Source organism: Trinickia symbiotica (assembly GCF_003028655.1).
GTDB lineage: Bacteria > Pseudomonadota > Gammaproteobacteria > Burkholderiales > Burkholderiaceae > Trinickia > Trinickia symbiotica_A.
Map to the genome: position 1 here is coordinate 194,576 of NZ_PYUC01000006.1, position 22,771 is coordinate 217,346.

Here is a 22,771-nt window from a genome sequence, read left to right on the forward strand (position 1 = left end):
TCGCGACTTCCATAATGCGATCGTGAAGCCCATGCGCCGTGTCGCGCCGACAATGAGTAAGCGGGTATCGACCGGATGCGAGCGCCGGCGATGTGCGCCGCGGGCGGCGCGTCAGTAGGTGAATCCGTTGAAAGAGAATCGTTCGATCCTGATTGCCGCCGATAGCGAGACTTGCGCCCGACGCGTGAGGCGCTTCATTGCCGAACCGTGCAGCATACGCATCTCGATCGAACCGATGCAAACTGTTTCGGACTTCGAAGCATCGCGGCCAGCGGTGCTCGTGCTCGCCTTCGAAACGCTCGCTGCGGCCCAGGACTACCGGAACCGTCTCTTCCGTTCGAGCCGGCTCGCGCACGTCACGCCGCACAAAACGATCGTGCTTTGCCGCGTCGGCGAGCTGCAGCGTGCCTATGAGGCGTGCGAGGCAGGCATCTTCGACGACTACGTCCTGTTCTGGCCGCAGCCGTTCGACGTTCGGCGCCTCGATATGGCGATCCATCACGCCCTCGGTCTGCTTCCGAAAGCGTCGTGCGACGCGGTCGGCGTCGATCAATTGGCCGCGCACGCACGGCACATCGCTCGTCTCACGCCGAATCTGGCCGAACGTGCCCATCGATTCGCGCACGAAGTCGGCAGGACGCATGCCGTCGCGCACGCCGCCGCACGATCCGCGGGCCCGGCGTTTCAGCGATGCTTCCGTCAGGTCGGCGAATCGGTCGATGCGTTATGCACGGCGGCGCAGGCGCTTGCCGGCGCGCTCGGACCGCAGTTGCAGGCTGCGCGTGTCATGGGAGCGCTGGCGGAGCGCGTTCGTCCAACGGTGCTCGCCGTCGAAGGCGATGCGTTCGAGCGAACGCTGCTTTCGCATCTGCTCGAAAACACGAAAGTCGAATTGATCCATGCATCGACGGGCGCGCAGGCATTCAACTCGATCTGGACCCGGCGCCCCGATCTCGTTCTGATGGATATCGATTTGCCCGACCTCAACGGCATGGAAATCACGCGCCGCCTGAAGTCGGTCGAGCCGCTTGCCAGCATCCCCGTTGTGCTCATGGCAGCGTACGGCCGGCGTACGGTCGTGATGGAAAGCCTGAAAGCAGGCGCGGCAGGCTTCATGATCAAACCGCTTCACCGGGCCACGCTTCTCGACAAGATCGAGGCGTTCCTGCCGGGAAGCATGGCGTGATGGAAGTGAAGCCTCGCAAAGCGGTGCCCGGCGATTCGAAAAGCCGGCGCCGTGCCGAGTGGGTTCAGTTCGCGACGCGGAACTGCTCGGGATCCTTGCCTTTGAGCCAGCGCGGACGCGGGCCACGCCCGCCCCACGTTTCGCCGGTTTCCGGATTGCGGAATCGCGGCGCGCCGCTCGAGGGTTTCGATTTGCGGCGGGAACCGAAAATGTCTTCGGGCGTGAAGCCGAACGCCGCAACCGTTGCACGGATATCTTCGAGTGCGGCTTGTGCCTCCGCTCGCCGTGCATTTTCGATTTCAATGTCCAGTTCTTGCTTTTTTGCCAATAGTTCCTTGTAAGTCGCCACGGACAGGTTCCTCCGGTTTCGTCTGGTGTAAACGCAACGGATTCTAACGGCGCTCGCAACAACTGTGTGAAGTTCGAAGTTTTTTCCGACTCACCAACAGTTTTCGGCGTTTTCCGGCGCCCAGCGGCACCGCTCGTCCAGCGCGAGCAACGGCTGTGCCCGGCAATGTAACGCGCCGCCGCGAGCACGACTCCGTCGCCGACGATTCCCGTCATGGAACCTGCGGCGGCCGAGCTCGGCCGCCGCCCCGCCTCAAGCCGAAGCGATCGTCGCCCCGGCCAGTTCCGCGGCCACCTCGTCAACCGCTTCGCGCGTCAACCGCACGATTTCGTCGACGTCGGCCCGCGTTGCGATGAGGGGCGGCGCGAAGCCGAGAATGTCGCCGTGCGGCATCGCACGCGCAATGAGGCCACGGCGCAACGCCGCCGCCGAGACGCGCGGCCCGACTTTCAAAGCTGCATCGAACGGGCGCCGCTCCTCCTTGTCGGCCATGAACTCGAGCGCCGCGAGCATCCCCACGCCGCGGACTTCGCCGACGAGCGGATGGTCGTCGAACGTGGCATGGAGCCTTGCGAGCAGATAGGCGCCCGTTTCCGCCGCATTGTTCACGATCGATTCGCGCTCGAGAATCTCGAGGTTCACGAGCGCCGCCGCCGCGCAAAGCGGATGACCGGAATAGGTCCAGCCGTGTCCCATCGCGCCGAACTGCTCGGAAGCCTCGTCGATCACATTCCAGACACGCTCGCCGACGATTACGCCCGACAGCGGTGCGTAGGCGCTCGTCAGCCCCTTGGCGACCGTGATCAGGTCAGGCTCGATGCCGTAATGCTGCGAGCCCATCTTCGAGCCGACTCGCCCGAACCCGCAGACGACCTCGTCCGCGATCAGCAGAATGTCGTGCTTCCGCAGGACCTGCTGAATGGCCGGCCAGTAGCCGGCCGGCGGCGGAACGATGCCGCCCGTTCCCATGACGGGCTCGCCGATGAAAGCGGCGATCGTGTCGGCGCCCTCGCGAGCGATCAGCTTCTCGAGCTCGTCGACGCAGTACGCAACGAACTGCGCTTCGTTCATGCCAGCCGGCGCCTTGCGATACCAATGCGGGCAGACGGTGTGCTTGACGCGCTCGATCGGGAGATCGAAATATTGATGAAAGCTCGGCAGGCCCGTGAGGCTGCCTGTCACGATGCCCGAGCCGTGATAGCCGCGCTCGCGCGAGATGATCTTCTTCTTGTTCGGTCGGCCCAACACATTGTTGTAGTACCAGACGAGCTTGACCTGCGTTTCGTTCGCGTCCGAGCCCGACATGCCGTAATAGACCTTCTTCATGCCGGCCGGCGCCCATTGGATGATGCGCGACGACAATTCGATGATCGTGTCGGTCGAGTGACCGACGTAGGTGTGATAGTAGGCGAGCTTTTTCGCCTGCTCGTAGATCGCCTCGGCCACTTCCGTGCGCCCGTATCCGATGTTCACGCAATAAAGGCCCGCGAATGCGTCGATATAGGAGCGGCCTTCGTGGTCTTCGATGCGGATGCCCTTCGCGCCCGTGACGATGCGGCCCGCCAGCATGCCGGTCGCATGATCGTGAGCGTGCGTGGACGGATGCATGAAATGAGCGCGGTCCGCGGCAAAGAGGTTTTCGAGTGTGGTCATGGTTGTGTCTCCATCAAGTTCAATCAATCAGGTCGCCGCACCGGCGAGTCGTTCGCGCGGCTCGTCTTTCGTCAACGGCAGGCCGAGTTGACCGAGGCAAAAATATTTGGTCTCGACGAACGGCTCGAAACCCTCTGTGCCGCCTTCGCGCCCGAGGCCCGACGCCTTCATCCCGCCGAACGGAATCGGTGCGCCCGTAAACTTCGCCCCGTTGACGGACACCATCGCGAAATCGAGGCGGCGAACGAGCTGGAATATCGTGTTGATATTCGTCGAGCAAACGTAGGCCGCGAGGCCGTACTCCGTATCGTTGGCACTCCTTACGACTTCGTCGAGCGTATCGAACGGCGCCACGGCTGAGATCGGCGCGAAATTCTCCTCGTCGTAGACGCGCATGCCCGGGGCGGCGTCGGCGATGACGGTCGGCTCGAAAAACCAGCCGCCGCGCGAGTGCGGCGAGCCGCCCACCATGATGCGCGCACCCGCCGCACGCGCTTCGGCAACTCGCTCCACGGTCGCATCGAAGGCCGCCTGGTGCATGAGCGGACCGACATCGACGCCACTTTCGAAAGCAGAGCCGACCTTCAACGCGCGCACGGCATCGCTATACCGCTCGACGAACGCCTCGTACAGGGGCCGCGCGACGAAGATCCGGTTCGCGGCGCAGCAATCCTGGCCCGAGGTCTGGAACTTGGCGGCAACGGCCACGGTCACGGCTTGATCGAGATCGGCATCGGCCGCGACGATCAAAGGCGCATTGCCCCCCAGCTCGAGCGCGACCTTCTTGATGCCGGCCTCGGCCGCCGCGCGCGTGACGAGCGCGCCGACGCGCGTCGACCCGGTGAAGCTGACCGCGCGCACGCGCGGATCGCCGACGAGCGTTTCCATCGCCATCTGCGGTGTGCCGAGCACGACGTTGAAAACGCCGCGCGGGAAGCCGGCCTCTTCGGCGAGCTGCGCCAGCGCGAGGGCAGAGAACGGCGTCTCGTGCGCCGGCTTGACGACAACCGTGCAGCCGGCACCGAGCGCGGCCGCGGCCTTGCGCGTGATCATCGCGACAGGGAAGTTCCATGGCGTGATCAGCGCGGCGACGCCTACGGGTTCGATCACCGTCGCCAGATGCGCACCGTCGATATGCGTCGGAATGTTGCGTCCGGCGAGCCGCTTCACCTCATGCGCGAACCAATCGATAAAGCTCGCCGCGTAGGCGACTTCGCCGCGCGCTTCGGCAAGCGGCTTGCCCTGCTCGAACGAGAGAATCGCCGCCAGGTCGTCGCGATGCCGCAGCACGAGCTCGTGCCAGCGAGCAAGCGCCGCCGCGCGTCGGTTGACGGGCGTCCAGCGCCACGCGTCGAACGCTCGGTGCGCCGCCGCGACCGCGCCTTCGATTTGCGCGCGCGAGAGCATTGGCACGTGGCCCAGCACGCTTTGATCGGCGGGGTTGACGACATCGACGGTCGTACCGTCGTCGCTGTCGATCCATCGCCCGTCCACATAGCAAAGCGATTTCATGAGAACCGGATGACCCAGCAACATGGAAAACTCCTTCATCAGTCCACCGATATCAAGCGCCCGCGTATCCCGCCGCGATCCCGCGCTCGACGACTTCGGCGACGACGGCGATCGTGTCGCCGACGTGCACGAGTCCGGGGAAGTGGCGCGCCGCGAGCAGGCCTCCCCTGCGAGCGCGGTATTCACGCGGCCTCGCGCCCGTTCGTGTCGCGTCATGGATCCGCGCGATCAGCTCGCCGGTTTCGACGGTATCGCCGAGGTCTTTGCAGACCTCGAGCAGCCCGTCGTGCTCACTCGTCGTGTAGCAATCGGAGCCCGGCATGTCGAGCAGCGTCGTCGTGCGCGAGGCACTCCGGGCGCCGTTCGCCGTCCCATCGATCGCTCCGTTTCGCTCGCTCGTCACCGGCCAGATTCCCGCGTTGGCGAGAAAGCCGCGCACGCCCCGCTCGGCAATGCGAACGCTCGCGGCCGTCGCCGTCCCGCCGCCGCCGAGCTCTGTCGTGACGAACACCTTGCCGGCCTCTTCCGCCGCCGTGTCGAAAAGCCCAACGCTGTCGAGCTCGAGCATGCGCATCGAATAGGGCGCGCCGAATGCACGCATCGCGGCCTCGGCGCGCGCCTGCTGCTCGACGTCGGGTAGCTTGTGAATCGCGGCGAACGGCACGAAATCGAGCGTGCGCCCACCCGCGTGAATGTCGAGCACGAAGTCCGCGAGCGGCAGCAGGTGGCGCTGAAAATAGTCGGCGATCTTCTGTGTCACCGTACCGTCGGGCCGCCCCGGAAAGCTGCGGTTGAGGTTGCCCTGGTCGATCGGCGACGTGCGACGGCCCGCGCGGAATGCGGGGTAATTCATGAAAGGCACGACGACCACGCGGCCCGTCACATCGCTCGCTTTGAGCGTCGAAGCGAGTTTCGACAAAGCAATCGGCCCTTCGTACTCGTCGCCGTGATTGCCGCCCGTGAGCAGCGCGGTCGGTCCGTCGCCGCGTTTCACCACGGTGATCGGAATCATGATCGCGCCCCACGCCGAAGCGTCGTGTGAATGCGGCAGCCTCAGAAAACCGTGCTGCTCGCCCTCGGCTTCGAAATCGAGCGTCGGTTGAATCGGGGAAGGCAACATCGGCTCACTCCTTCACGAAAAGCCGGCGCGGCGTATTGCAGAACGTCTCCACGCCCGACTCCGTGATGAGGATGCTCTCCGTGATCTCGAGCCCCCAGTCGTCGAGCCAGAGCCCCGGCATGAAATGGAACGTCATGCCGGGCTCGAGGACGGTTTTGTCCCCGGGACGCAGGCTCATCGTGCGCTCGCCCCAGTCGGGCGGATAGCTGGCGCCGATCGGGTAGCCGCAACGGCTGTTCTTCTCGATGCCGAATTTGCTGAGGACTGCGAAGAATGCCTTGGCGATGTCCTCGCAGGTGTTTCCCGGCTTCGCGGCGGCGAGTCCCGCTTCGATGCCTTCGACGACAGCCTTTTCGCCGTCGATGAAATGCTTGGGCGGCTTGCCGAGATAAACCGTGCGCGACTGCGGGCAGTGATAGCGCCGGTAGCATCCGGCGATTTCGAAGAACGTGCCGGCGTTCGCGGCGAACGGCGTATCGTCCCAAGTCAGATGCGGCGCGGCGGCATCGGCGCCCGTCGGCAGCAGCGGCACGATGGCCGGATAGTCGCCGCCGTGGTCGTCCACTCCGCCGATGCCGGCCGCGTAAATCTCGGCGACCAGATCGTTTTTGCGCATGCCCGGCTCGATCCGCTCGACGATATGCCGATGCATGTTCTCGACGATTCGCGCCGCGATCCGCATGTATTCGATTTCCTGCGGCGACTTGATGGCGCGCTGCCAATTGACGAGCCCTGTCGCATCGATCCACGTCGCGGCGGGAAGATGACGGACGAGCGACGCGTAGGCCGCGGCGCTGAAGTAGTAGTTGTCGAGCTCGACACCGATCCGGAGCTTGCCCCAGTTATGCCCTTCGATGACTTCGCGCGCGAGATAGTCCATCGGATGCCGCTCGCGAGACTGGACGTAGTGATCGGGATAGCCCACGATCCGTGCATGGTCCATGAAGACGGTGCGCTTCGCTCCGTTGGCGTCCTGGCCGCGACCGAACCAGACCGGCTCGCCTTCCAATGCGAGCAGCACGCACTGATGGACGTAAAACGACCACCCGTCGTAACCGGTGAGCCACGCCATATTGGTCGGATCCGACACGATCAGCAGATCGATTCCCTGCGACTGCATCGCTCGACGCGTTTTGGCGATGCGCGCCTCGTATTCGGCACGCTCGAACGGCAGACGGACGGGCGCCGCCGCTGTCTGCATCATAGGGGGTGTTTGCATGGTTTGTTCCGACATCTCTTCCTCGCGGATCAACTACTGAAGGTCATTCGTCGCGAAACGTCGCGCCCGCGCCGGCCGCGCGTACGCGCTCGAGCGCGAGCACCGCAATCGCGGTGTCCTGCGCGCCTGTTCCGGTCAAGTCGCAAATCGTCACTTCGGCGGCGCTCGTGCGTCCCGGCGCACGGCCCGCAATCACTTGCCCGAGTTCGGCGAACGAGGCATCGCGCGTCACGATGCCCGCTTTGATCGCGTGATGCAGCTCGCCGAGCACGCGGGTCTGCTGTAACCGGTCGCAGACATAACGCGCAGCGGCAATCGCGGCCGGGCGATCTCGTTCTTGTGTTCGGCATCCGAGCCCATCGCCGTCACGTGGAGCCCCGCATGGAGATCGGCCGCGTCGACGAGCGGCTCGCGACTAGGCGTCGCCGTGATGGCAATGTCGGCACGCTCGAGCGCTCGATGCACATCCGCCGCCACTTCGCAGCGGATGCCAAGCCCCTCTCCCATCTCGGCGGCGAACTTTTCAGCATCCCGGCGATCGCGCGCCCAGACCGCGACTTCCTCGATATCGCGCACGAGCGCAAGCGCACGTAACTGCAATCGCGCCTGCTCGCCGGCGCCGATGACGGCGGCCCGTCGCGCGTCGCGTCTGCCGAGCCAGCGCGCGGCGACCGCACCGGCCGCCGCGGTACGCACCGCGGTCAGATAGCCGTTGTCGAGCAATACCGCTTCCGTGAGGCCGGTCTTGGCCGAGAGCACGAGCATGAGGCCATTCAAGCTGGGCAGCCCCAGCGAGGGGTTGTCGAAAAACCCGGGGCTTACTTTGATCGCGAAGCTATCAAGCCTCGGCAGCCAAGCCGTTTTCACGTCGACTTCACCATGACGCTCGGGCAGGTCCAGCCGCAGAATCGGCGGCATGGCGACGGGCTCCGTGGCAAGCGCGGCGAAGGCCGCTTCCACGCATTCGATGGCCGCCAGATCGAGCGGCACGAGTTCGCGAAGCGTTGCCTCGCCGACGATGGAAATCGGATTCATGGAGCGCCTCTCAGCAGCGAATCGGAAGGCGGCGCCTGCAATGCGAGACGCCGGTGCAGGTTCATGTCGATGTTGGCGCCGCTCACGACGAGCACGATCGGCCCATGCTCACCGCCCGTCGCTCGCGCACGCGGCACCATGCCTTCGAGCAGGGCGGCGATACCCACTGCGGCAGCGCCTTCGACGACGAGCCGCTCGCATCGATAGGCGTGAAGGATCGCGCGCGCGATCGCGTCTTCGTCGACGAGCAATGCCTCGTCGATCAGCGCGCGCGTCAGGGCGAACGTGTACCGGTTGGCAAGCCCGATACCGCCGCCGAGCGAATCGGCCAGCGTATCGACTTCGTCGACGAGCACCGGCTCGCCGGCGGCAAGGCTTGCGTGCATGGCGGCGCCGCGCCGCATCGTGACACCGGTCATGCGCACGCGCGGCGTGCTCTGCTTCGCGGCGAAAGCAACACCGGAGAAAAGGCCGCCGCCGGAGAGCGGCACGATGATTTGCGCGACGTCGGGCAACACCTCGACGATCTCCAGACCGATCGTGGCCTGCCCGGCGATGACCTTCAAATCGTCGAACGGCGGCACATAGGAGTAGCCCTCTTCGCTCGCGAGACGCAACGCCTCGCGTTCCGCATCGTCCTGACTGTTGCCGACGATGCGAACCTGCGCACCGAGCGCGCGCACGGCTTCGACCTTGTTCGTGGGAACGAGCGCCGAGAGACAGACGAGCGCTTCGATGCCGCAAGCTCGCGCAGCATAGGCAACCGCGCGGCCGTGATTGCCCGTGGATGCTGTGACGACACGCTCGATACCGCGTTCGGCGAGCTCGCCCACTGCATTCGTCGCGCCGCGAATCTTGAAGCTGCCCGTCGGCTGCACGGTCTCGAGTTTCAGCAGAACGCGAGTCCCCGCAACCTTCGAGAGCGTCGGCGATTCGACGAGCGGCGTACGCACGACACGTCGGTACAGACGGCGGCGGGCTCGATAGACATCGGCAAGCGAAAGGGCGGACATAGTCAGGCGCAATCGGTTTGGGCATTGCTGCGTTTCAGTGCTGCCCAGTCTAATGTCCTGAAAAACGAATCCGATTGTCCTAGTTCATTTCCTTCGCACTGCCGAATAATTCGAACGAATCGCACGCATGCTGAGTCAATCGACGGGATGGATTTGCGGGTACTGCTCGAATACCTCGAGGACGGTCTTCACCGCTTGCGCGAACACTTCGTCGCTGACTTCGGCCCCGACGCAAAGGCGCACGGCATTCGGCCTGCTTTCGACACCACGCACGAGAAACGGATCGGGCGACGTCACGGCGATATCGCGTTTGCGCAACGCACGCACGAGATGATCGGCTTGCCAATGCTCGGGCACCCGCAGCCAGGCCGAGAGCGCATGCGGATGACTGCCCTCGATGTAGGGCCCGAGAATCTGCTTGACGAGCGCTTGCCGCCGCGCGAGGTGCTCGCGCTGTAGTTGCACGAGCCGCGCCGCCGTGCCGTCGTCGATCCAGCGTGTCGCGATCTCGGCCATCGGCGAAGTCGCCATCCAGCTCGACACGCGCAGCGTGCTCTCGGTGCGCAGCGCCAGGCGCCTCGGCGTCGTCAGATAGCCGATGCGCAAGCCCGCGAGCACCGACTTCGTCATGCTCGTGCAATAGAACGACAGCTCTGGAATCATGCTCGAGATCGGCTGCAACGGCTTCGCGGGCAACGGGCCATAGACGTCGTCTTCGATGACGTACACGCCGTATCGCTCGGCGATGCGCGCGATCGCCCTCCTGCGCGACTCGGGCATTAACGCGACCGTGGGATTGTTGAGCGTCGGCGTACAGACGAGCGCCGTCACGCGCTCGCTGTCGCAAAGCTCTTCGAAGTGTTCCGGATGAATGCCGAACTCGTCGATCTCGAGGCCCTTCAGCGTAAACCCGAGGACGTTCGCCGATCCGATAACGCCATGATCCGTGAGACTTTCGCAGACGACCGTATCGCCCGGCCGCACGAGCGAGGCAAGCGCGAGAAAGATCCCGTGCGCCGCGCCGTTCGTGACGAGCAGCGTGTCGGCCGACGCCGGCATCCCGAGCCGTGCGAGCCAATCGACGGCCGCGCGCCGGTGATGCTCGAAGCCGGCGATGGGGCGAAACGCGCGAATCCACGGCTGGTCCTCGATCTTCGCCAGCGTGGCGCAGACTTTGCGCCACATGAGGTCGTGCTCGGGCGTATGGATGATCCGCGCGATCGAAAAGTCGATCACCGAACGCTCGGCCGTATCGAGCATGTAATTGGCCATTTTTTCCGTGACGCGAGGTGCAACGAAGCTTCCGCGCCCCACCTCGCAGCGGATCAGACCCTGACGCTCGAGTTCCTTGTACGCGTTCGTCACCGTCTGCACGCTGATTTCGAGCTCGGCGGCCACGTCGCGCTGCGGCGGAAGACGCGTGCCGGGCCTTAGCACCGCTGCTTCGATATCGCCCGCGATCGCCTTCACGAGCCGCTTGTACTTCGATTCCACGCCATGCACGGCCCGTACTGCAGTGCGCCAATCATCGATCACGGTTCGTCTCCTCGTTGGGTTTGCCGACCATCGTCCGCACAATTACCAATGTGAATTATTGTCCTAGAGCAATCGCGATCAAAAAAATGGCTTTGTATGCTGCGCTCAAGACATGGAGGTTCACCCAACGGAACGGGCCGCACGCACTGCCCGAACCCCTGTCGTACAGCGCCGGCGCACGCAATTCGCCGAACGGACTTACCCCCATCACCTACGGGAATGTCATGAAAGCCTCTCAGTTCAATGCTCAGTTCAGCCAATTGTCAGGATTCCTCATCGCCTGCTCGGTTGCGGCAACCGGGTTCTTCGCGCTGACGCCCGGCGCATCGGCCGAAACGACGCTGCAGCGCATTCAGCGCACGGGCGAAGTCCGGATCGGCTATGCCAACGAGGCGCCCTTTGCCTATACGACGCCCGACGGCAAGGTCACCGGCGAGTCGCCCGAGATCGCGAAGAAAGTCTTCGCGAAGCTCGGCGTCAAAAAGGTCGATGGTGTGCTGACCGAATGGGGCTCGCTGATTCCGGGTCTGAAAGCAGGCCGTTTCGATGTCATCGCGGCCGGCATGTACATCACGCCCGAGCGTTGCCAGCAGGTTGCGTTCGCCGATCCGCAATATCAGATCCAGGACACACTGCTCGTGCAAAAGGGCAACCCCAAGAATCTTCATAGTTACTCCGACGTGGCCAAGGCCGATGCCAAACTGGCTGTCATGTCGGGAACGGCCGAAGTCGGCTATTCGCAGCAAGACGGCGTAAAAACGGATCAGTTGCAGCAGGTGCCGGACACCACGGCCCAATTGCAGGCTGTCCGCGAGCGGCGCGTCGATGCGGCCGTGGGGACTGCTCTTACGATGAAAGCGCTAGCAAAGAAGGATCCGTCTCAAGTTGAAGCGGTGGAAGGCTTCAAGGACGATCCGAAGCACACAGGCTACGGCGCGCTCGCGTTCCGTCAGGAAGATACCGATCTTCGCGAGGCGGTCGACAAAGTGCTGCATTCGTGGCTCGGCACGCCCGATCATCTGCAAACGGTCGCGCCGTTCGGCTTCGACAAGTCGAATTTGACCAACAAGACCGCGGCCGAGATCTGTAGCGGCAAGTAATCGCCGCGCGGGCCGGGACCGGCCCGCGTCGCGAGCCTCGAGATTTCAGGAAAGGCCATGACCGAACTGCTTCCTCTGTTGATGCGCGGCACACTCGTCACCGTCGAGATCGCCGCGCTGAGCACACTGCTCGCCATCGCGATGGCCTTCGTCGCGACCGCGTTGAAAGCCGCGCCCTTCGGGCCGTTGCGCTGGATCGGCAACGTCTACGTCGAAGTTTTTCGCGGTACGTCGCTGCTCGTGCAATTGTTCTGGTTCTTCTTCGTGCTGCCGCTGCCGCCGTTCAACCTCAGCATGACACCGTTTACCGTGGCCATCGTCGGCCTCGGCCTCCATTACGGTGCCTACGGCTCCGAGATTCTGCGCGGCGCGTTGCGGTCGGTGCCCGGCGGGCAATTCGAAGCCGCCGTCGCACTCAACATCTCGCCGCTTACGCGACTGCGACGCATCATCCTGCCGCAGGCGATGATCAACGCGCTGCCGCCGGCGACGAACCTGATGATCGAGCTGCTGAAGGGGACGTCGCTCGTCTCGCTGATCACGTTGTCCGATCTGTCGTTTCGCGCGCGTCAGCTCGACGAAGCCACGTTCGAGACAGCGGAAATCTTCGCGCTGACGCTCGTCATCTACTTCGTGTTGGCGCAACTGCTCGCGACGGTCATGCGCCATTTCGAGCGGCGTGTCAGCCATGGTTACGGGGTCGCCCGCGGAGCAACAAAATGAACGGCTCGAGTCGCCTTTTCGATCTCGGCTATGCCGAGCGCATCCTGCCGGCGCTGTTACACGCGTCGATCTACACGATCCTGATCACGGTCGTCGGCTTCGCCATCGCGCTCGTGCTGGGCCTCGTCTTCGCCATCCTGCGTCGCAGCCATATCAAGGCGGTCTCGCACACCGTGGGGTTTGTCGTCGAGTTCATTCGCAGCACGCCGCTCTTGATTCAGGTCTATGTGTTGTTTTACGTGCTGCCCGTCTACGGCCTGACGATGTCGGCGCTCACGGCCGGCACCGTCGGCATTGCGCTCCATTACGCGTGTTATACGTCGGAAGTCTATCGGGCCGGGCTCAACGGTGTTCATCGCGGGCAATGGGAGGCGGCCTGCGCGCTGTCGCTCTCGCCGTGGCGCACCTATCGCGACGTCGTGCTGCCGCAGGCCATCCGCCCTGTCATTCCAGCGCTCGGCAATTATCTCGTCGCCATGTTCAAGGATACGCCGGTGCTATCGGCGATCACCGTCGTCGAACTGATGCAGCAGGCGAAGAACATCGGCTCCGAGACCTTCCGATACTTGGAGCCCATCACGCTCGCGGGAATTTTCTTCCTCGTCATCAGCGTGAGCTTCGCGGCACTCGTGCGGCGCGTCGAGCACGCGGTGAGACTGCCATGAAAACATCCGGAAACGTGCCGGTCGACGCGGAACGCTCGGCCCCCGCAACTTTAGCCACCCCAGTGACGGAGCAAGAGATGAAGCGAGACGACGAGCGGGCCCTCGCCCGGCGCGACGAAAGCGGCGCAACTGAAAAGACCGAACCGCGGGGTGCGGATGGCGCTTCGTCGCCGATGGTTCGCTTTTCACGTGTGACCAAGCGATACGGCTCACTGACGGTTCTCGACGAGCTCGACTTCGAAGTCGCCCGCAACGAGAAAGTCGCGATCATCGGGCCGAGCGGCTCGGGCAAGTCCACATTGCTGCGCGTGCTGATGACGCTCGACCCGCTGACGAGCGGCATGATCGAGGTCGACGGCGAGCCGCTCACGCACATGCGGCGCAACGGCGCGCTCGTGCCCGCGTCGCTGAAGCACCTGCGTGCAGTGCGCAGCAAGATCGGCATGGTGTTCCAGAGCTTCAACCTCTTTCCGCATATGACGGCGCTCGACAATACGATCGAGGCGCCGATGCACGTGCTCGGCATGTCTCGCAAGGAAGCGACCGAGCGCGCGAAGGATCTGCTTTCGCTCGTCGGTCTGGCCGATAAATGTGGCCACTACCCTTCGCAGCTATCGGGCGGACAGCAGCAGCGCGTGGCGATTGCGCGCGCGCTGGCGATGCGTCCGAAGGTCATGCTGTTCGACGAAGTGACGTCCGCGCTCGATCCTGAATTGTGCGGCGAGGTGCTCAACGTGATTCGGCGGCTCGGCGAGGAACACAATTTGACGATGCTGATGGTCACCCACCAGATGGGCTTTGCGAGGGATTTCGCCGATCGCGTCTGCTTTTTCTCGCAAGGAAAGATTATCGAGCAAGGGCCGCCGCAGGAATTTTTCTCGGCGCCCAAGCACGAAAGAACCCGGCAGTTCCTGCGTGCGGTGCGCGAAGCGCTTTGATTGACGACGGCAACAATTCCAAGCGATCAGTCAATCAGCACATGGAGATCGACGCGTGAAGCAACGGCACGCACGACTTTTTGCGTCCCGTGACCGGGATTCGCCGCGGTCTCGACCAACACGAGCCCTGCAGCCTGCAGCGCGTCGATGTCGCGCTTCACCGCGCTGCGATCGCGATGCAGGCGCGCCGCGAGGCCGGTAATCGAGGCTGGCTCCGACTTTATGGCGCGAAAGACGCCGATGCGCGCCTGTGTGAGCAACTGAGCCACCTCGGCCGGGTTCTCGAAAGTGACGATGCGCGTTTCAACGAGCCGTTCGCCGCGATCGGCCTGCCGTGCGAGACGCTTGCCCCGCGCGAAGAACTCAGCCTCGGTGCCGGTTCCAATCTGTGTTTTGCTCATCGTTTGCTCCGCAATGCAGTCCAGTCGCGCGCGAACTGATCCTCGACATCCTCGAAACTGACGAAGTCGACAGGTTCGATTCGGCCGAAGTAGTGTCGGTGGTGGTAGCCGTGAGCGTTGTCGTAGCCGATCACGCGACCATTGTCACCTTGATAAAGTTCGTGGTTGATGTAAGCGAGGTTGTAGCGGGTTATACAGCCGCTTTCGTCGGCCCAAACCTCCATGGTCGAAATGCCGCAGACTGGCGTGAGTACAGCAAACCTCCAGGTCGACGTCTATCAGATGGTTCCGAATCTGATAGCGGTGCTCGGCGGCGACTACAACACATTCATCATCGCCAGCGCGGTTTCTTGCAAGTACGGGAGGACGCGCTGCGAGGCCGCTTCCGTCGTCTCTTTGCCGATCGGCATATTGGTGCTGAGCGCGGCGACGACTTCGCCTTGCCTATTCTTGAGCGGCACCGCGATCCCGCGCACGCCGACTTGCAGTTGCTGCTCGAGGACGGCAAACCCATCGAGCCGCGCGCGGCGAATCGTCTCTCGCAAATGCGACCTGTTCGTCAACGTATAGGGGGTGAACTGCGCGAGCTCGGTGGCGTTCAGCCAATCGAGTACCGCATCCTGATCGGGCTTGTGCGCGAGCAGGACGACGCCGGGCGACGCGAGCGGCGCCGGCACGCGCGCGCCGAGCACGAATCCCGTCGTCATCACGCGCGATGCGCCGTTTCGCGCAATGAACACGAGCTCCCACTCGTCGAGCACGCTGACATAGACCGATTCTTTGAGCGTCGCGCTCAATTGCTGCAGGTAAGGCTGCACGAGACGCGGCAGCCTCGCGGAATCGAAGTAGGACCAGCCGACTCTCAGCACGCGCGGCGTCAACCCATAGAGCTTGCCGTCGGTATAAACGTAGCCAAGATGCTCGAGCGTCAGCAGATAGCGACGCGCGGCCGTGCGAGACAAGCCTGTCCGCGCACCCGCTTCAGTCGCCGTCATGCGCGGATGCTTGTCGTCGAATGCCTCGAGGATGGCGAGGCCCTTTTCCAGTCCGGCGATCCAATCGCGCCGGTCGAGCGTCTCGTTGCGCTTCATGCGGGAAACCTTACTCCCCGCCCCTCTTCATGAACCAGGCAACCAGCAGCGAAATCAGGCAGCCCCCCATCAAGTACGCGGCAACCGGATGCCACGAGCCGCCCGCGAAGGTAGCCAGCGCAGCTGCGATGAACGGCGTGAACCCGCCGCCGACGACGCTCGCCACCTGGTAGCCGACGCCCGCGCCGCTATAACGGTACGACGGTCCGAAGAATTCGGTGAACATCGGCTGCTGGACGCTCACGACCATGTCGTGCGAAAAATTGGCGAGCAGCAAAGCAAAGATGATGATCGGCAGCGTCGCGCGCGATTCGAGCGCGAGGAAAAACGGCACCGCCGCGAGCACCCCGATCAGCGCGCCCGTCAGATAGACGCGCCGACGCCCGAGTCGATCGGCGAGCCAGGCGAAGCACGGAATCGTCAAGCAACTGACCGCACCGACGATGAAGCCGATATGAAGAAACAGCTCACGCGGCAATCCGAGCTTGGTCGTCGAATAGCTGAGCGCAAACGTCGTCACGATGTACATCGTAAACAGCTCGGCAAGGCGCAACGCGATGATCAACACGAACGCCCCGGGATGGCTGCGCAGCGCTTCGAGCACCGGCAAGCGCACCTTCTTGTGCTCACGCTCGACCTTCTGAACGAATTCTTCGGACTCCTGCATACTCGAGCGAATCCAGAGCCCAATGGCGACGAGCACAACACTGAAGAGGAACGGCAGACGCCAGCCCCACGCCTTGAACGCGGCGTTGTCCATCGATTGGCTGATGAGCGAGACGATACCCGTCGACAGAACGAGCCCGACGCCGTAACCGACTTGCACGCCGCTGCTGTAGAAGGCCTTTTTCCCGCTCGGGGCGCTCTCGCACGCCATCAGCGCCGCGCCGCCCCACTCCCCGCCGACCGCGAAGCCCTGAATCGCGCGCAGCGTGACGAGCATGACGGGCGCCCACCAGCCGATGCTGGCGAACGTCGGCAACGCGCCGATCAATGCCGTCGAGAGCCCCATCAGCATGACCGTCAAGACGAGCATCCGCTTGCGGCCGAGGCGATCGCCGAAGTGCCCGAAGACAATGCCGCCGAGCGGCCGGAAAAGGAAGCCCACGCCGAACGTCGCGAAAGCCGCGAGAACGCCCATCGCCGGGCCGACGCTCGGGAAGAACGCCGAGTTGAAGACTAGTGCGGCGACGATGCCGTACAACAGAAAGTCGTACCAATCGACGACGGCGCCGACAAAGCTGCCGAGCGCGGCCTTGCGGGCGCGACTCGGCGCGACGGCGCCGGACTTGCCGGCGGTTGGAGCAGCTGGAATCATGAGACGTCTCCGGATTGTTCGAATGGCCGTCGTCGAAAGGCGGCGACGGCGAAAAGCGCGGTCCGCATCCCTGGTCTTTCGGAGCGGATCGGTTACGATCGGTTCGCCCCGCGACGGTTGCTCGGAGAATAAGCGGCCCGCGACTTTAGCACAACGAAGCGCATGACAATCGAGGGCGAAGACCGCACATCAGTGTGCGATGATCGAACGCTCTCGGGGTTAGCACTAACGGAGGGAAGCTTTGAAGACTGACGTACGGGCAACACCTTGACTCACATCGATGTACTGAACGGTTAAAATTGCGCCGAAGCGCCTCGAATGCGCATCGGTAAGTAAATCGACACGCCGGGCGACGCGGCGCATGGCCGCCCGCCCGCTCCCGGAGAGAGACTCATGAACGGCCCGCATCCTCACGATTGTTCGCTGACCGCTCGCCCAGGGCGATGGGAGGCATGATGATCGACGACTTTTCGAATGCAGCATCATCCAGCGCTGACGCCCATGTGAACGCCAATCCGCTCGGCACCGCCGGCCTGGAATTCGTGGAGTTCGCCGCGCCCGCCCCCGATGCCCTCGCGCGCCGCTTCGAGCAGCTCGGCTTTCATGCGGCGGCACGTCACGTCAGCAAGGCCGTCACCCTCTACCGCCAGGGGAACATGAACTTCCTGATCAACGCGGAACCCGATTCGTTCGCGTCGCGCTACGCCGAGGAATACGGCGTCGGCATATGCGCGATCGGCATTCGCGTCGACGATGCGCAACGCGCATTCGAACGAACGACGGAGCTCGGCGCCTGGGCGTTCGAGGGCGAACGAGTCGGTCAAGCGGAGCTCGTCATACCGGCCATCCAGGGCATCGGCAACTCACACATCTATTTCGTCGATCGCTGGCGCGGTCGCGGCGGCGCGACGGGAGACGAGACGATCTTCGATGTCGACTTCCGCCCCATCGAAACGCCGCCAACCGGCGCCGAGCCGAGGGGCGGCGTGGGCTTGACTGAAGTCGACCACTTCACGCAAATGGTCGGGGCTGGCCGCATCGGCGAATGGCTCGATTTCTACCAAGAGCTGCTGGGCTTTCGCGAGATTCGCACGCTGCATGCGGACTGGCACCTGTCAGCTGATTCCCGCGTCGTTCAATCGCCTTGCGGCGGCATCACGATTCCGCTCTATGAAGAGGGCACGCCACGCACGCGGCTGCTTCACGAGTATCTGCCCGACCATCCCGGCGAGGGCGTTCAGCATATCGCGCTCGCGAGTCCCGACATCATCGCGTGTGTCGACGCGCTAAGAGCGAACGGACTGGAGTTTCTGAGCCCCCCGGCACGCTATTACGACGAAATCGACGAGCGCTTGCCGGGGCATGGGCTCGACATCGAAGCGCTGCGACGCCGCAACATCCTCGTCGACGGAGAAATCGACGCAGACGGCACGCCGCGATTGTTTCTGCAGACGTTCGTGAAACGCGCGCCGACGGAAACCTTCTTCGAAATCGTCGAGCGGCGCGGGCACCATGGATTCGGCGAGGGCAATCTACAGGCGCTCGAGCATGCGCGCTTGCCGCGATGAGAGCGAGTGCCGCGCGACGCGGCTAACGCTCGAGTTCACAGTCGGCGCGATAGAGCCCCATGCTAGAATGCCCCGTCATAGCCGCACACGCCCTGAAATGAAGAAGGCATCACCAAAGGCAGCCCTGCCCGACGGCAACGACCTCCCCTCCGAAGCCCGGCGCAAATACGATCCGGAAGAAACGAAGCGCAACATCCTCGACGTCGCGACGCAGGAATTCTCGGCGATGGGACTCGCCGGCGCGCGCGTCGATGCCATCGCCGAGCGCACGAACACGACGAAGCGGATGCTGTACTACTACTTCGAGAGCAAGGAGGGGCTTTACGAGGCCGTGCTCGAAAAGGTCTATGGCGATATTCGAACGCTCGAGCAGGCGCTCAATATCGAGGAGCTCGAGCCGGCCGAAGGGATGCGCCGGCTCGTCGAATTCACGTTCGACTATCACGACAAGCACCGCGACTTCGTGCGTCTCATCGCGATCGAGAATGTTCACAGCGCGAAGTACATCGCACAGCTGAAGGCATTCAAGAGCCGCAACGTCAGCATCGTCACCACGATCGAAGACTTGCTTGCGCGCGGCGTGGCAGTGGGCGCGTTTCGCACCGATATCGATGCGATCGATCTGCATCTGCTGATCAGCTCGTTTTGCTTTCACCGCATCTCGAACCGCTATACGTTCGGCGCGGCGTTCGGCCGCGATCCGTCGCATGCGCGTCTGCGCAGCCGCCATCGCGAGATGATCGTGGACGCCGTGTTGCGCTTCGTTTCGAAGCCCTAGAAACAAAAACGGCGCCAGTTCAAAATGGCGCCGTTTTATCTTGCACCGTCAGTCTAGGATCTTCACGACTCGAGCTTGATGCGCTTGATGTCACCCACCACGAATATATAGGCGAGCGCGCCGATCAGCGCAACGACGCCGATGAAGATCAGCGCGCCGACGAACGATCCGGTCGCGGCGACAACGAAGCCGACGACGAGTGGCGTGACGATGCCCGCGAGATTCGCCGCGAAGTTGAAGATGCCGCCCGTCAGTCCGAGCAGACCTTCCGGTGCGATATCTGAAACGAGCGTCCAACCGAGCGCGGCCATGCCCTGCGCGAAGAAAGCGAGCGACATGATCGCGATCACAACCGTATCGCTCTTCACATAGTTGGCAAGCACGATCGTCGATGCGAGCAGCAGCCCCGCGATGATCGGCAGCTTGCGCGCAACGTTGGGCGACTTGCCGCGACGAAGCAGCGAATCGGAAAGCCAACCGCCGAACATCACACCGACTGATGCCGCGATAAAAGGCAGGATCGCGAAGAATCCGATCTTGAGCCAGCCCATGTGCCGCTCGGTAGCCAGGTAGGTCGGGAACCAGGTCAGGAAGAAAACGAGTGTCGAGTTGCCGGCGAACTGGCCGAGACAGATGCCTGCCAGTTGGCGTTGCTTGAGCAGCCGCCCGACCGTTCGCCACGAAAAGCGATTGGCACCCTTGGCCGCCGCACCGCTATCGTGGCGCGTCAGGCCGCCGCCCGCCTCGATGTATTCGAGTTCCGCCTGGTTGGCACGCGGATGCTCGTGCGGCTCGCGATAGAGCCACCACCAGACGGCGGCGAACACGACACCCGCGATGCCGACGACGAAAAACAAGGTGCGCCAACCATACGCACCCATCAAGGCGAACAGCACGGGGCTGAAAAACGCGAGCCCGATATATTCGCCGACGGTATAAGTGCCCGTTGCCAGCGCGCGCTCGCGCTGCGGGAACCAGGTCGCCACGACACGACTGTTCGTCGGAAAACACGGGGATTCGGATACGCCGAGCCCGAACCGGAACGCGAGAAGTGCCCCGACGCCATGCACGAGGCCTTGAGCGAGCGTGCAAAGCGACCAGAAGGTCATCGCGAGATAGTAGGTCAGCTTGCTGCCGAAACGGTCGAGAAACAGACCGCCCGGAATCTGGGCAGCGGCATAGGTCCACGAAAACGCCGAGAAGACGATGCCCATCACGGCCGCGCCGATGCCGAGCTCTTTTGTCAGCTGCGGCGCGGCGATGCCGAGAACCGTCCGGTCCAGATAGTTGATCATCGTCCCGATCGCGAGCAGCGCGAGAATCCGATAGCGCGCCGATGATCGGCGCATGGCGCCGGCAGCGGCGCCCGCCGAGGTATAACCCTCGTTTGGCAGTCCTGACATGGGCTTTTGCATCACTTGTCTCCTAATCTATCCACTCTTCTCGTATCGTCGAAAGTCGAAAAGCGCACGCTCAACGCACGAGCGTCTGAAAGTGCGTGTACATGCGCTCGGCGTCGGGCGCGATCCCCGTAAACAACTCGAATGCCCCGGCTGCCTGATAGACGGCCATGCCGCCGCCGTCGAGCGTGCGGCAACCGCGCGCCCGGGCCGCTTTCAGCAACTCCGTCTCGATCGGAAAGTAGACGACGTCGGCCACCCAAAGGCGCTTGTGCAACAACTCGGCCGGCAGCGGCAGGCCCGGGTGCTTGGCCATTCCAGTCGGCGTTGCATGAATGAGGCCGTCGGCCGCGGTAAGCGCGTCGGACAACGCCTCGGGCGAACCGTCGCCCGCGCTGACACGGGCCGACGAAAAGCGTGCCTGCAGCGCAGCGGCCAGCGATTGCGCTCGTGCGGGATCGACATCGAAAAGCGTGAGTTCGCGAGTGCCCATCGTCAACGCGGCGTGGGCTACCGCGGCGCCGGCACCGCCCGCGCCAAGCTGGACGACCCGTCCGAGCTCGACGTCCGGCAAGCCGCGCTCGAACGCGCGCTTGAATCCCGACCAGTCCGTGTTGTGTCCGATCCGCCGCCCATCCTTGAGTTGCACCGTATTGACGGCACCGAGCGCGCGCGCGTCGTCGGACAACTCGTCGAGCAACGGGATGACGGCCTGCTTGCAGGGATGTGTGATGTTGAGGCCGTCGAAGCCCATCCACTCCGCCGCGGCCAGCAACTTGGGCAGCGTCGGCGCATCACGCCAAAGCGTTTCGAGGTCGACGCGGCGATAGACATACCCGATGCCCAGTTGCCGTGCCTCTTCTTCATGCATCGCGGGGGACAACGATCCGCCGATGCCCCCACCGATCAACCCGACTAGAAACGAGCGCTCGAATGTTTTATGCACATGAAGCTCCAGAAGCCATGATCATCGTTCGCTGATCGCACGCGTCACCCCGACGGAGACATCGAGGCACACGGCGTGCGGCGATCGGGACAGAGTTTCGCGCATTCGCGCTCGTTTGTCGTTTGGGGTTTATACGAATTTGTACCATCTAGTTAGTCCGTAGAATCGACTACAATGTACCCGCCGACATTGGGATCGGCGTCCTCGTGTGATGTAATCAACTCGTACATTCTTGCCTGGCTCGCCGCTCCGTGACGAGCGACGCGACCGCCCTTCTCGGAGTATTTTTCATGAAACGTTCGATCGCCACGGTGTCCCTCAGCGGCACGCTCGTCGAGAAGCTGAACGCGATCCGGCAAGCCGGGTTCGACGGCGCCGAAATATTCGACGACGATCTGCGCACAGCGAAGGAGTCCCCGGCCGACGTCCGGCGCATTGCGGCCGATCTCGGCCTCGAGCTCGTGCTGTATCAGCCGTTTCGCGATTTCGAGGGCGTCAGCGCCGAGCGCCTCGCTCACAATCTCGAGCGTGCGCAACGTACGTTCGACGTCATGCACGAGCTGGGCATCGACCGCTTGCTCCTTTGCAGCAACGTGTCGAGCGATGCGATAGGCGACGATTCGCTCATCGTCGATCAACTCGGCGCCCTCGCGCGCGCCGCACGGGGCTCCGGTATCGTGGTGGGCTATGAAGCGCTCGCCTGGGGCCGCCACGTCAATCGTCACGGCCATGCCTGGCGCATCGTGCAAGCCGTCGGCGATGCGAACCTGGGGCTTGCCCTCGATAGCTTCCACACCTTTTCGCGCGGCGACTCCGCCGACGACATCGCTTCGATTCCCGGCGACCGAATCGCTTTTGTCCAGCTCGCCGACGCCCCGAGCCTCGCGCTCGACGTGCTCGAATGGAGCCGGCATCACCGCTGCTTTCCTGGGCAGGGCGATTTCGACATGGTCGGCTTTGCGGCCCGTGTGATCGAATCGGGCTATTCGGGCCCGCTTTCGCTCGAGATTTTCAATGATGCGTACCGTGCCGCACCGCCCGCCGGCGTGGCCCGAGACGGCTATTGCTCGCTGCTCCAGCTCGAGCAGCGAGCCCGGGCGCTGCTCGCCGCCGAATCGACGCGGCACTCGACGCGGCCGATGCCGAGTCATGTGACGCGCGGATGACCGAATCGGACATCTGTCGGAAGGCACGAGAGATCTATCACAACGCCTTACGCA

General features: G+C 63.6%; 20 protein-coding genes and 2 pseudogenes. 8 read left to right on the forward strand and 14 right to left on the reverse strand.

The features are described from left to right. The first annotated feature begins 235 nt into the window (after positions 1–235). Positions 236–1,186, forward strand: coding sequence for a response regulator (locus C9I57_RS13750; RefSeq protein WP_107151231.1), 951 nt, complete (start codon positions 236–238; stop codon positions 1,184–1,186). A 64-nt stretch (positions 1,187–1,250) separates the two neighbouring features. Here C9I57_RS13750 and C9I57_RS13755 read toward each other — a convergent pair whose 3' ends face one another. The 8 genes and pseudogenes from C9I57_RS13755 to C9I57_RS13790 form a co-directional block, all read right to left on the reverse strand. Beyond that, on the reverse strand, positions 1,251–1,535 hold the full coding sequence (locus C9I57_RS13755) for an H-NS histone family protein (protein ID WP_258187634.1): 285 nt from the start codon (positions 1,533–1,535) through the stop codon (positions 1,251–1,253). A 252-nt stretch (positions 1,536–1,787) separates the two neighbouring features. After that, positions 1,788–3,188 (reverse strand): aspartate aminotransferase family protein, encoded by a 1,401-nt coding sequence (locus C9I57_RS13760; RefSeq protein ID WP_107151232.1) that lies wholly within the window; start codon positions 3,186–3,188, stop codon positions 1,788–1,790. A gap of 27 nt (positions 3,189–3,215) precedes the next feature. Continuing rightward, positions 3,216–4,724: an NAD-dependent succinate-semialdehyde dehydrogenase gene (locus tag C9I57_RS13765; RefSeq protein WP_107151397.1), complete on the reverse strand. Its 1,509-nt coding sequence runs from the start codon at positions 4,722–4,724 to the stop codon at positions 3,216–3,218. Between the two features lie 28 nt (positions 4,725–4,752). Further along, positions 4,753–5,820 (reverse strand): N(2)-acetyl-L-2,4-diaminobutanoate deacetylase DoeB, encoded by a 1,068-nt coding sequence (gene doeB / locus C9I57_RS13770; RefSeq protein WP_107151233.1) that lies wholly within the window; start codon positions 5,818–5,820, stop codon positions 4,753–4,755. Between the two features lie 4 nt (positions 5,821–5,824). Continuing rightward, positions 5,825–7,039 carry an ectoine hydrolase DoeA gene (gene doeA, locus C9I57_RS13775; RefSeq protein WP_107151398.1) on the reverse strand — a complete coding sequence of 405 codons (1,215 nt, stop codon included), beginning with the start codon at positions 7,037–7,039 and terminating at the stop codon, positions 5,825–5,827. A 43-nt stretch (positions 7,040–7,082) separates the two neighbouring features. Continuing rightward, positions 7,083–8,074, reverse strand: a pseudogene (locus C9I57_RS13780) (cyclodeaminase). Continuing rightward, the gene (eutB, locus tag C9I57_RS13785; protein ID WP_107151234.1) at positions 8,071–9,087 is read right to left on the reverse strand and encodes a hydroxyectoine utilization dehydratase EutB; all 1,017 of its coding nucleotides are present in this window, start codon (positions 9,085–9,087) and stop codon (positions 8,071–8,073) included. The pseudogene C9I57_RS13780 and the gene eutB overlap by 4 nt, the downstream one beginning before the upstream one ends. A 135-nt stretch (positions 9,088–9,222) precedes the next feature. Next, positions 9,223–10,623 (reverse strand): MocR-like ectoine utilization transcription factor EhuR, encoded by a 1,401-nt coding sequence (locus C9I57_RS13790; protein ID WP_107151235.1) that lies wholly within the window; start codon positions 10,621–10,623, stop codon positions 9,223–9,225. Positions 10,624–10,847: 224 nt separating this feature from the next. On the opposite strand from C9I57_RS13790, the gene ehuB reads away from it, so the two are divergent. The 4 genes from ehuB to ehuA all read left to right on the forward strand — a co-directional run bounded on the left by ehuB (position 10,848) and on the right by ehuA (position 14,049). Beyond that, positions 10,848–11,723 carry an ectoine/hydroxyectoine ABC transporter substrate-binding protein EhuB gene (ehuB, locus tag C9I57_RS13795; protein ID WP_107151399.1) on the forward strand — a complete coding sequence of 292 codons (876 nt, stop codon included), beginning with the start codon at positions 10,848–10,850 and terminating at the stop codon, positions 11,721–11,723. Positions 11,724–11,780: 57 nt separating this feature from the next. Next, positions 11,781–12,446 carry an ectoine/hydroxyectoine ABC transporter permease subunit EhuC gene (gene ehuC, locus C9I57_RS13800; protein WP_107151236.1) on the forward strand — a complete coding sequence of 222 codons (666 nt, stop codon included), beginning with the start codon at positions 11,781–11,783 and terminating at the stop codon, positions 12,444–12,446. Then, complete coding sequence (gene ehuD / locus C9I57_RS13805) at positions 12,443–13,111, forward strand: ectoine/hydroxyectoine ABC transporter permease subunit EhuD (RefSeq protein WP_107151237.1); 669 nt, start codon at positions 12,443–12,445, stop codon at positions 13,109–13,111. The genes ehuC and ehuD overlap by 4 nt, the downstream gene beginning before the upstream one ends. A gap of 77 nt (positions 13,112–13,188) precedes the next feature. Then, entirely contained in the window at positions 13,189–14,049 is an 861-nt protein-coding gene (gene ehuA / locus C9I57_RS13810; protein WP_107151238.1) for an ectoine/hydroxyectoine ABC transporter ATP-binding protein EhuA, read from the forward strand. Between the two features lie 26 nt (positions 14,050–14,075). On the opposite strand, the gene C9I57_RS13815 is transcribed toward ehuA, so the two are convergent. The 4 genes from C9I57_RS13815 to shiA all read right to left on the reverse strand — a co-directional run bounded on the left by C9I57_RS13815 (position 14,076) and on the right by shiA (position 16,859). Further along, positions 14,076–14,450: an HVO_A0114 family putative DNA-binding protein gene (locus C9I57_RS13815; RefSeq protein WP_107151239.1), complete on the reverse strand. Its 375-nt coding sequence runs from the start codon at positions 14,448–14,450 to the stop codon at positions 14,076–14,078. Next, positions 14,447–14,674, reverse strand: a complete 228-nt coding sequence (locus C9I57_RS13820; protein WP_107151240.1) for a toxin-antitoxin system TumE family protein — start codon at positions 14,672–14,674, stop codon at positions 14,447–14,449. Before C9I57_RS13820 ends, C9I57_RS13815 begins: the two co-directional genes overlap by 4 nt. Before the next feature lie 93 nt (positions 14,675–14,767). After that, on the reverse strand, positions 14,768–15,541 hold the full coding sequence (locus tag C9I57_RS13825; protein ID WP_107151241.1) for an IclR family transcriptional regulator domain-containing protein: 774 nt from the start codon (positions 15,539–15,541) through the stop codon (positions 14,768–14,770). 10 nt (positions 15,542–15,551) lie between these two features. Beyond that, entirely contained in the window at positions 15,552–16,859 is a 1,308-nt protein-coding gene (shiA, locus tag C9I57_RS13830; protein WP_107151242.1) for a shikimate transporter, read from the reverse strand. 455 nt (positions 16,860–17,314) lie between these two features. On the opposite strand from shiA, the gene C9I57_RS13835 reads away from it, so the two are divergent. Both C9I57_RS13835 and C9I57_RS13840 read left to right on the forward strand, forming a co-directional pair. Beyond that, positions 17,315–18,427 (forward strand): 4-hydroxyphenylpyruvate dioxygenase family protein, encoded by a 1,113-nt coding sequence (locus tag C9I57_RS13835; RefSeq protein WP_107151400.1) that lies wholly within the window; start codon positions 17,315–17,317, stop codon positions 18,425–18,427. Between the two features lie 97 nt (positions 18,428–18,524). Beyond that, entirely contained in the window at positions 18,525–19,205 is a 681-nt protein-coding gene (locus tag C9I57_RS13840) for a TetR family transcriptional regulator (protein ID WP_107151243.1), read from the forward strand. Positions 19,206–19,267: 62 nt separating this feature from the next. Here C9I57_RS13840 and C9I57_RS13845 read toward each other — a convergent pair whose 3' ends face one another. Next, entirely contained in the window at positions 19,268–20,608 is a 1,341-nt protein-coding gene (locus tag C9I57_RS13845; RefSeq protein WP_258187649.1) for an MFS transporter, read from the reverse strand. A gap of 70 nt (positions 20,609–20,678) precedes the next feature. After that, entirely contained in the window at positions 20,679–21,551 is an 873-nt protein-coding gene (locus C9I57_RS13850) for a shikimate dehydrogenase (RefSeq protein ID WP_107151245.1), read from the reverse strand. Between the two features lie 290 nt (positions 21,552–21,841). Here C9I57_RS13850 and C9I57_RS13855 point away from each other — a divergent pair. Beyond that, positions 21,842–22,675, forward strand: a pseudogene (locus C9I57_RS13855) (sugar phosphate isomerase/epimerase family protein); the annotation flags it as partial. Positions 22,676–22,771: the final 96 nt, after the last annotated feature.

What these genes read in the sequence shown, in the direction of transcription:
- C9I57_RS13765 (WP_107151397.1), bottom strand. Translation starts at nt 4,724, where the DNA reads ATGTTGCTGGGTCATCCGGTTCTCATGAAATCGCTTTGCTATGTGGAC.
- C9I57_RS13825 (WP_107151241.1), bottom strand. Translation starts at nt 15,541, where the DNA reads ATGAAGCGCAACGAGACGCTCGACCGGCGCGATTGGATCGCCGGACTG.
- C9I57_RS13815 (WP_107151239.1), bottom strand. Translation starts at nt 14,450, where the DNA reads ATGAGCAAAACACAGATTGGAACCGGCACCGAGGCTGAGTTCTTCGCG.
- ehuC (WP_107151236.1), top strand. Translation starts at nt 11,781, where the DNA reads ATGACCGAACTGCTTCCTCTGTTGATGCGCGGCACACTCGTCACCGTC.
- doeA (WP_107151398.1), bottom strand. Translation starts at nt 7,039, where the DNA reads ATGCAAACACCCCCTATGATGCAGACAGCGGCGGCGCCCGTCCGTCTG.
- ehuD (WP_107151237.1), top strand. Translation starts at nt 12,443, where the DNA reads ATGAACGGCTCGAGTCGCCTTTTCGATCTCGGCTATGCCGAGCGCATC.
- C9I57_RS13845 (WP_258187649.1), bottom strand. Translation starts at nt 20,608, where the DNA reads ATGTCAGGACTGCCAAACGAGGGTTATACCTCGGCGGGCGCCGCTGCC.
- C9I57_RS13750 (WP_107151231.1), top strand. Translation starts at nt 236, where the DNA reads ATGCAAACTGTTTCGGACTTCGAAGCATCGCGGCCAGCGGTGCTCGTG.
- shiA (WP_107151242.1), bottom strand. Translation starts at nt 16,859, where the DNA reads ATGATTCCAGCTGCTCCAACCGCCGGCAAGTCCGGCGCCGTCGCGCCG.
- ehuB (WP_107151399.1), top strand. Translation starts at nt 10,848, where the DNA reads ATGAAAGCCTCTCAGTTCAATGCTCAGTTCAGCCAATTGTCAGGATTC.
- C9I57_RS13840 (WP_107151243.1), top strand. Translation starts at nt 18,525, where the DNA reads ATGAAGAAGGCATCACCAAAGGCAGCCCTGCCCGACGGCAACGACCTC.
- doeB (WP_107151233.1), bottom strand. Translation starts at nt 5,820, where the DNA reads ATGTTGCCTTCCCCGATTCAACCGACGCTCGATTTCGAAGCCGAGGGC.
- C9I57_RS13760 (WP_107151232.1), bottom strand. Translation starts at nt 3,188, where the DNA reads ATGACCACACTCGAAAACCTCTTTGCCGCGGACCGCGCTCATTTCATG.
- eutB (WP_107151234.1), bottom strand. Translation starts at nt 9,087, where the DNA reads ATGTCCGCCCTTTCGCTTGCCGATGTCTATCGAGCCCGCCGCCGTCTG.
- C9I57_RS13835 (WP_107151400.1), top strand. Translation starts at nt 17,315, where the DNA reads ATGATCGACGACTTTTCGAATGCAGCATCATCCAGCGCTGACGCCCAT.
- ehuA (WP_107151238.1), top strand. Translation starts at nt 13,189, where the DNA reads ATGAAGCGAGACGACGAGCGGGCCCTCGCCCGGCGCGACGAAAGCGGC.
- C9I57_RS13820 (WP_107151240.1), bottom strand. Translation starts at nt 14,674, where the DNA reads ATGGAGGTTTGGGCCGACGAAAGCGGCTGTATAACCCGCTACAACCTC.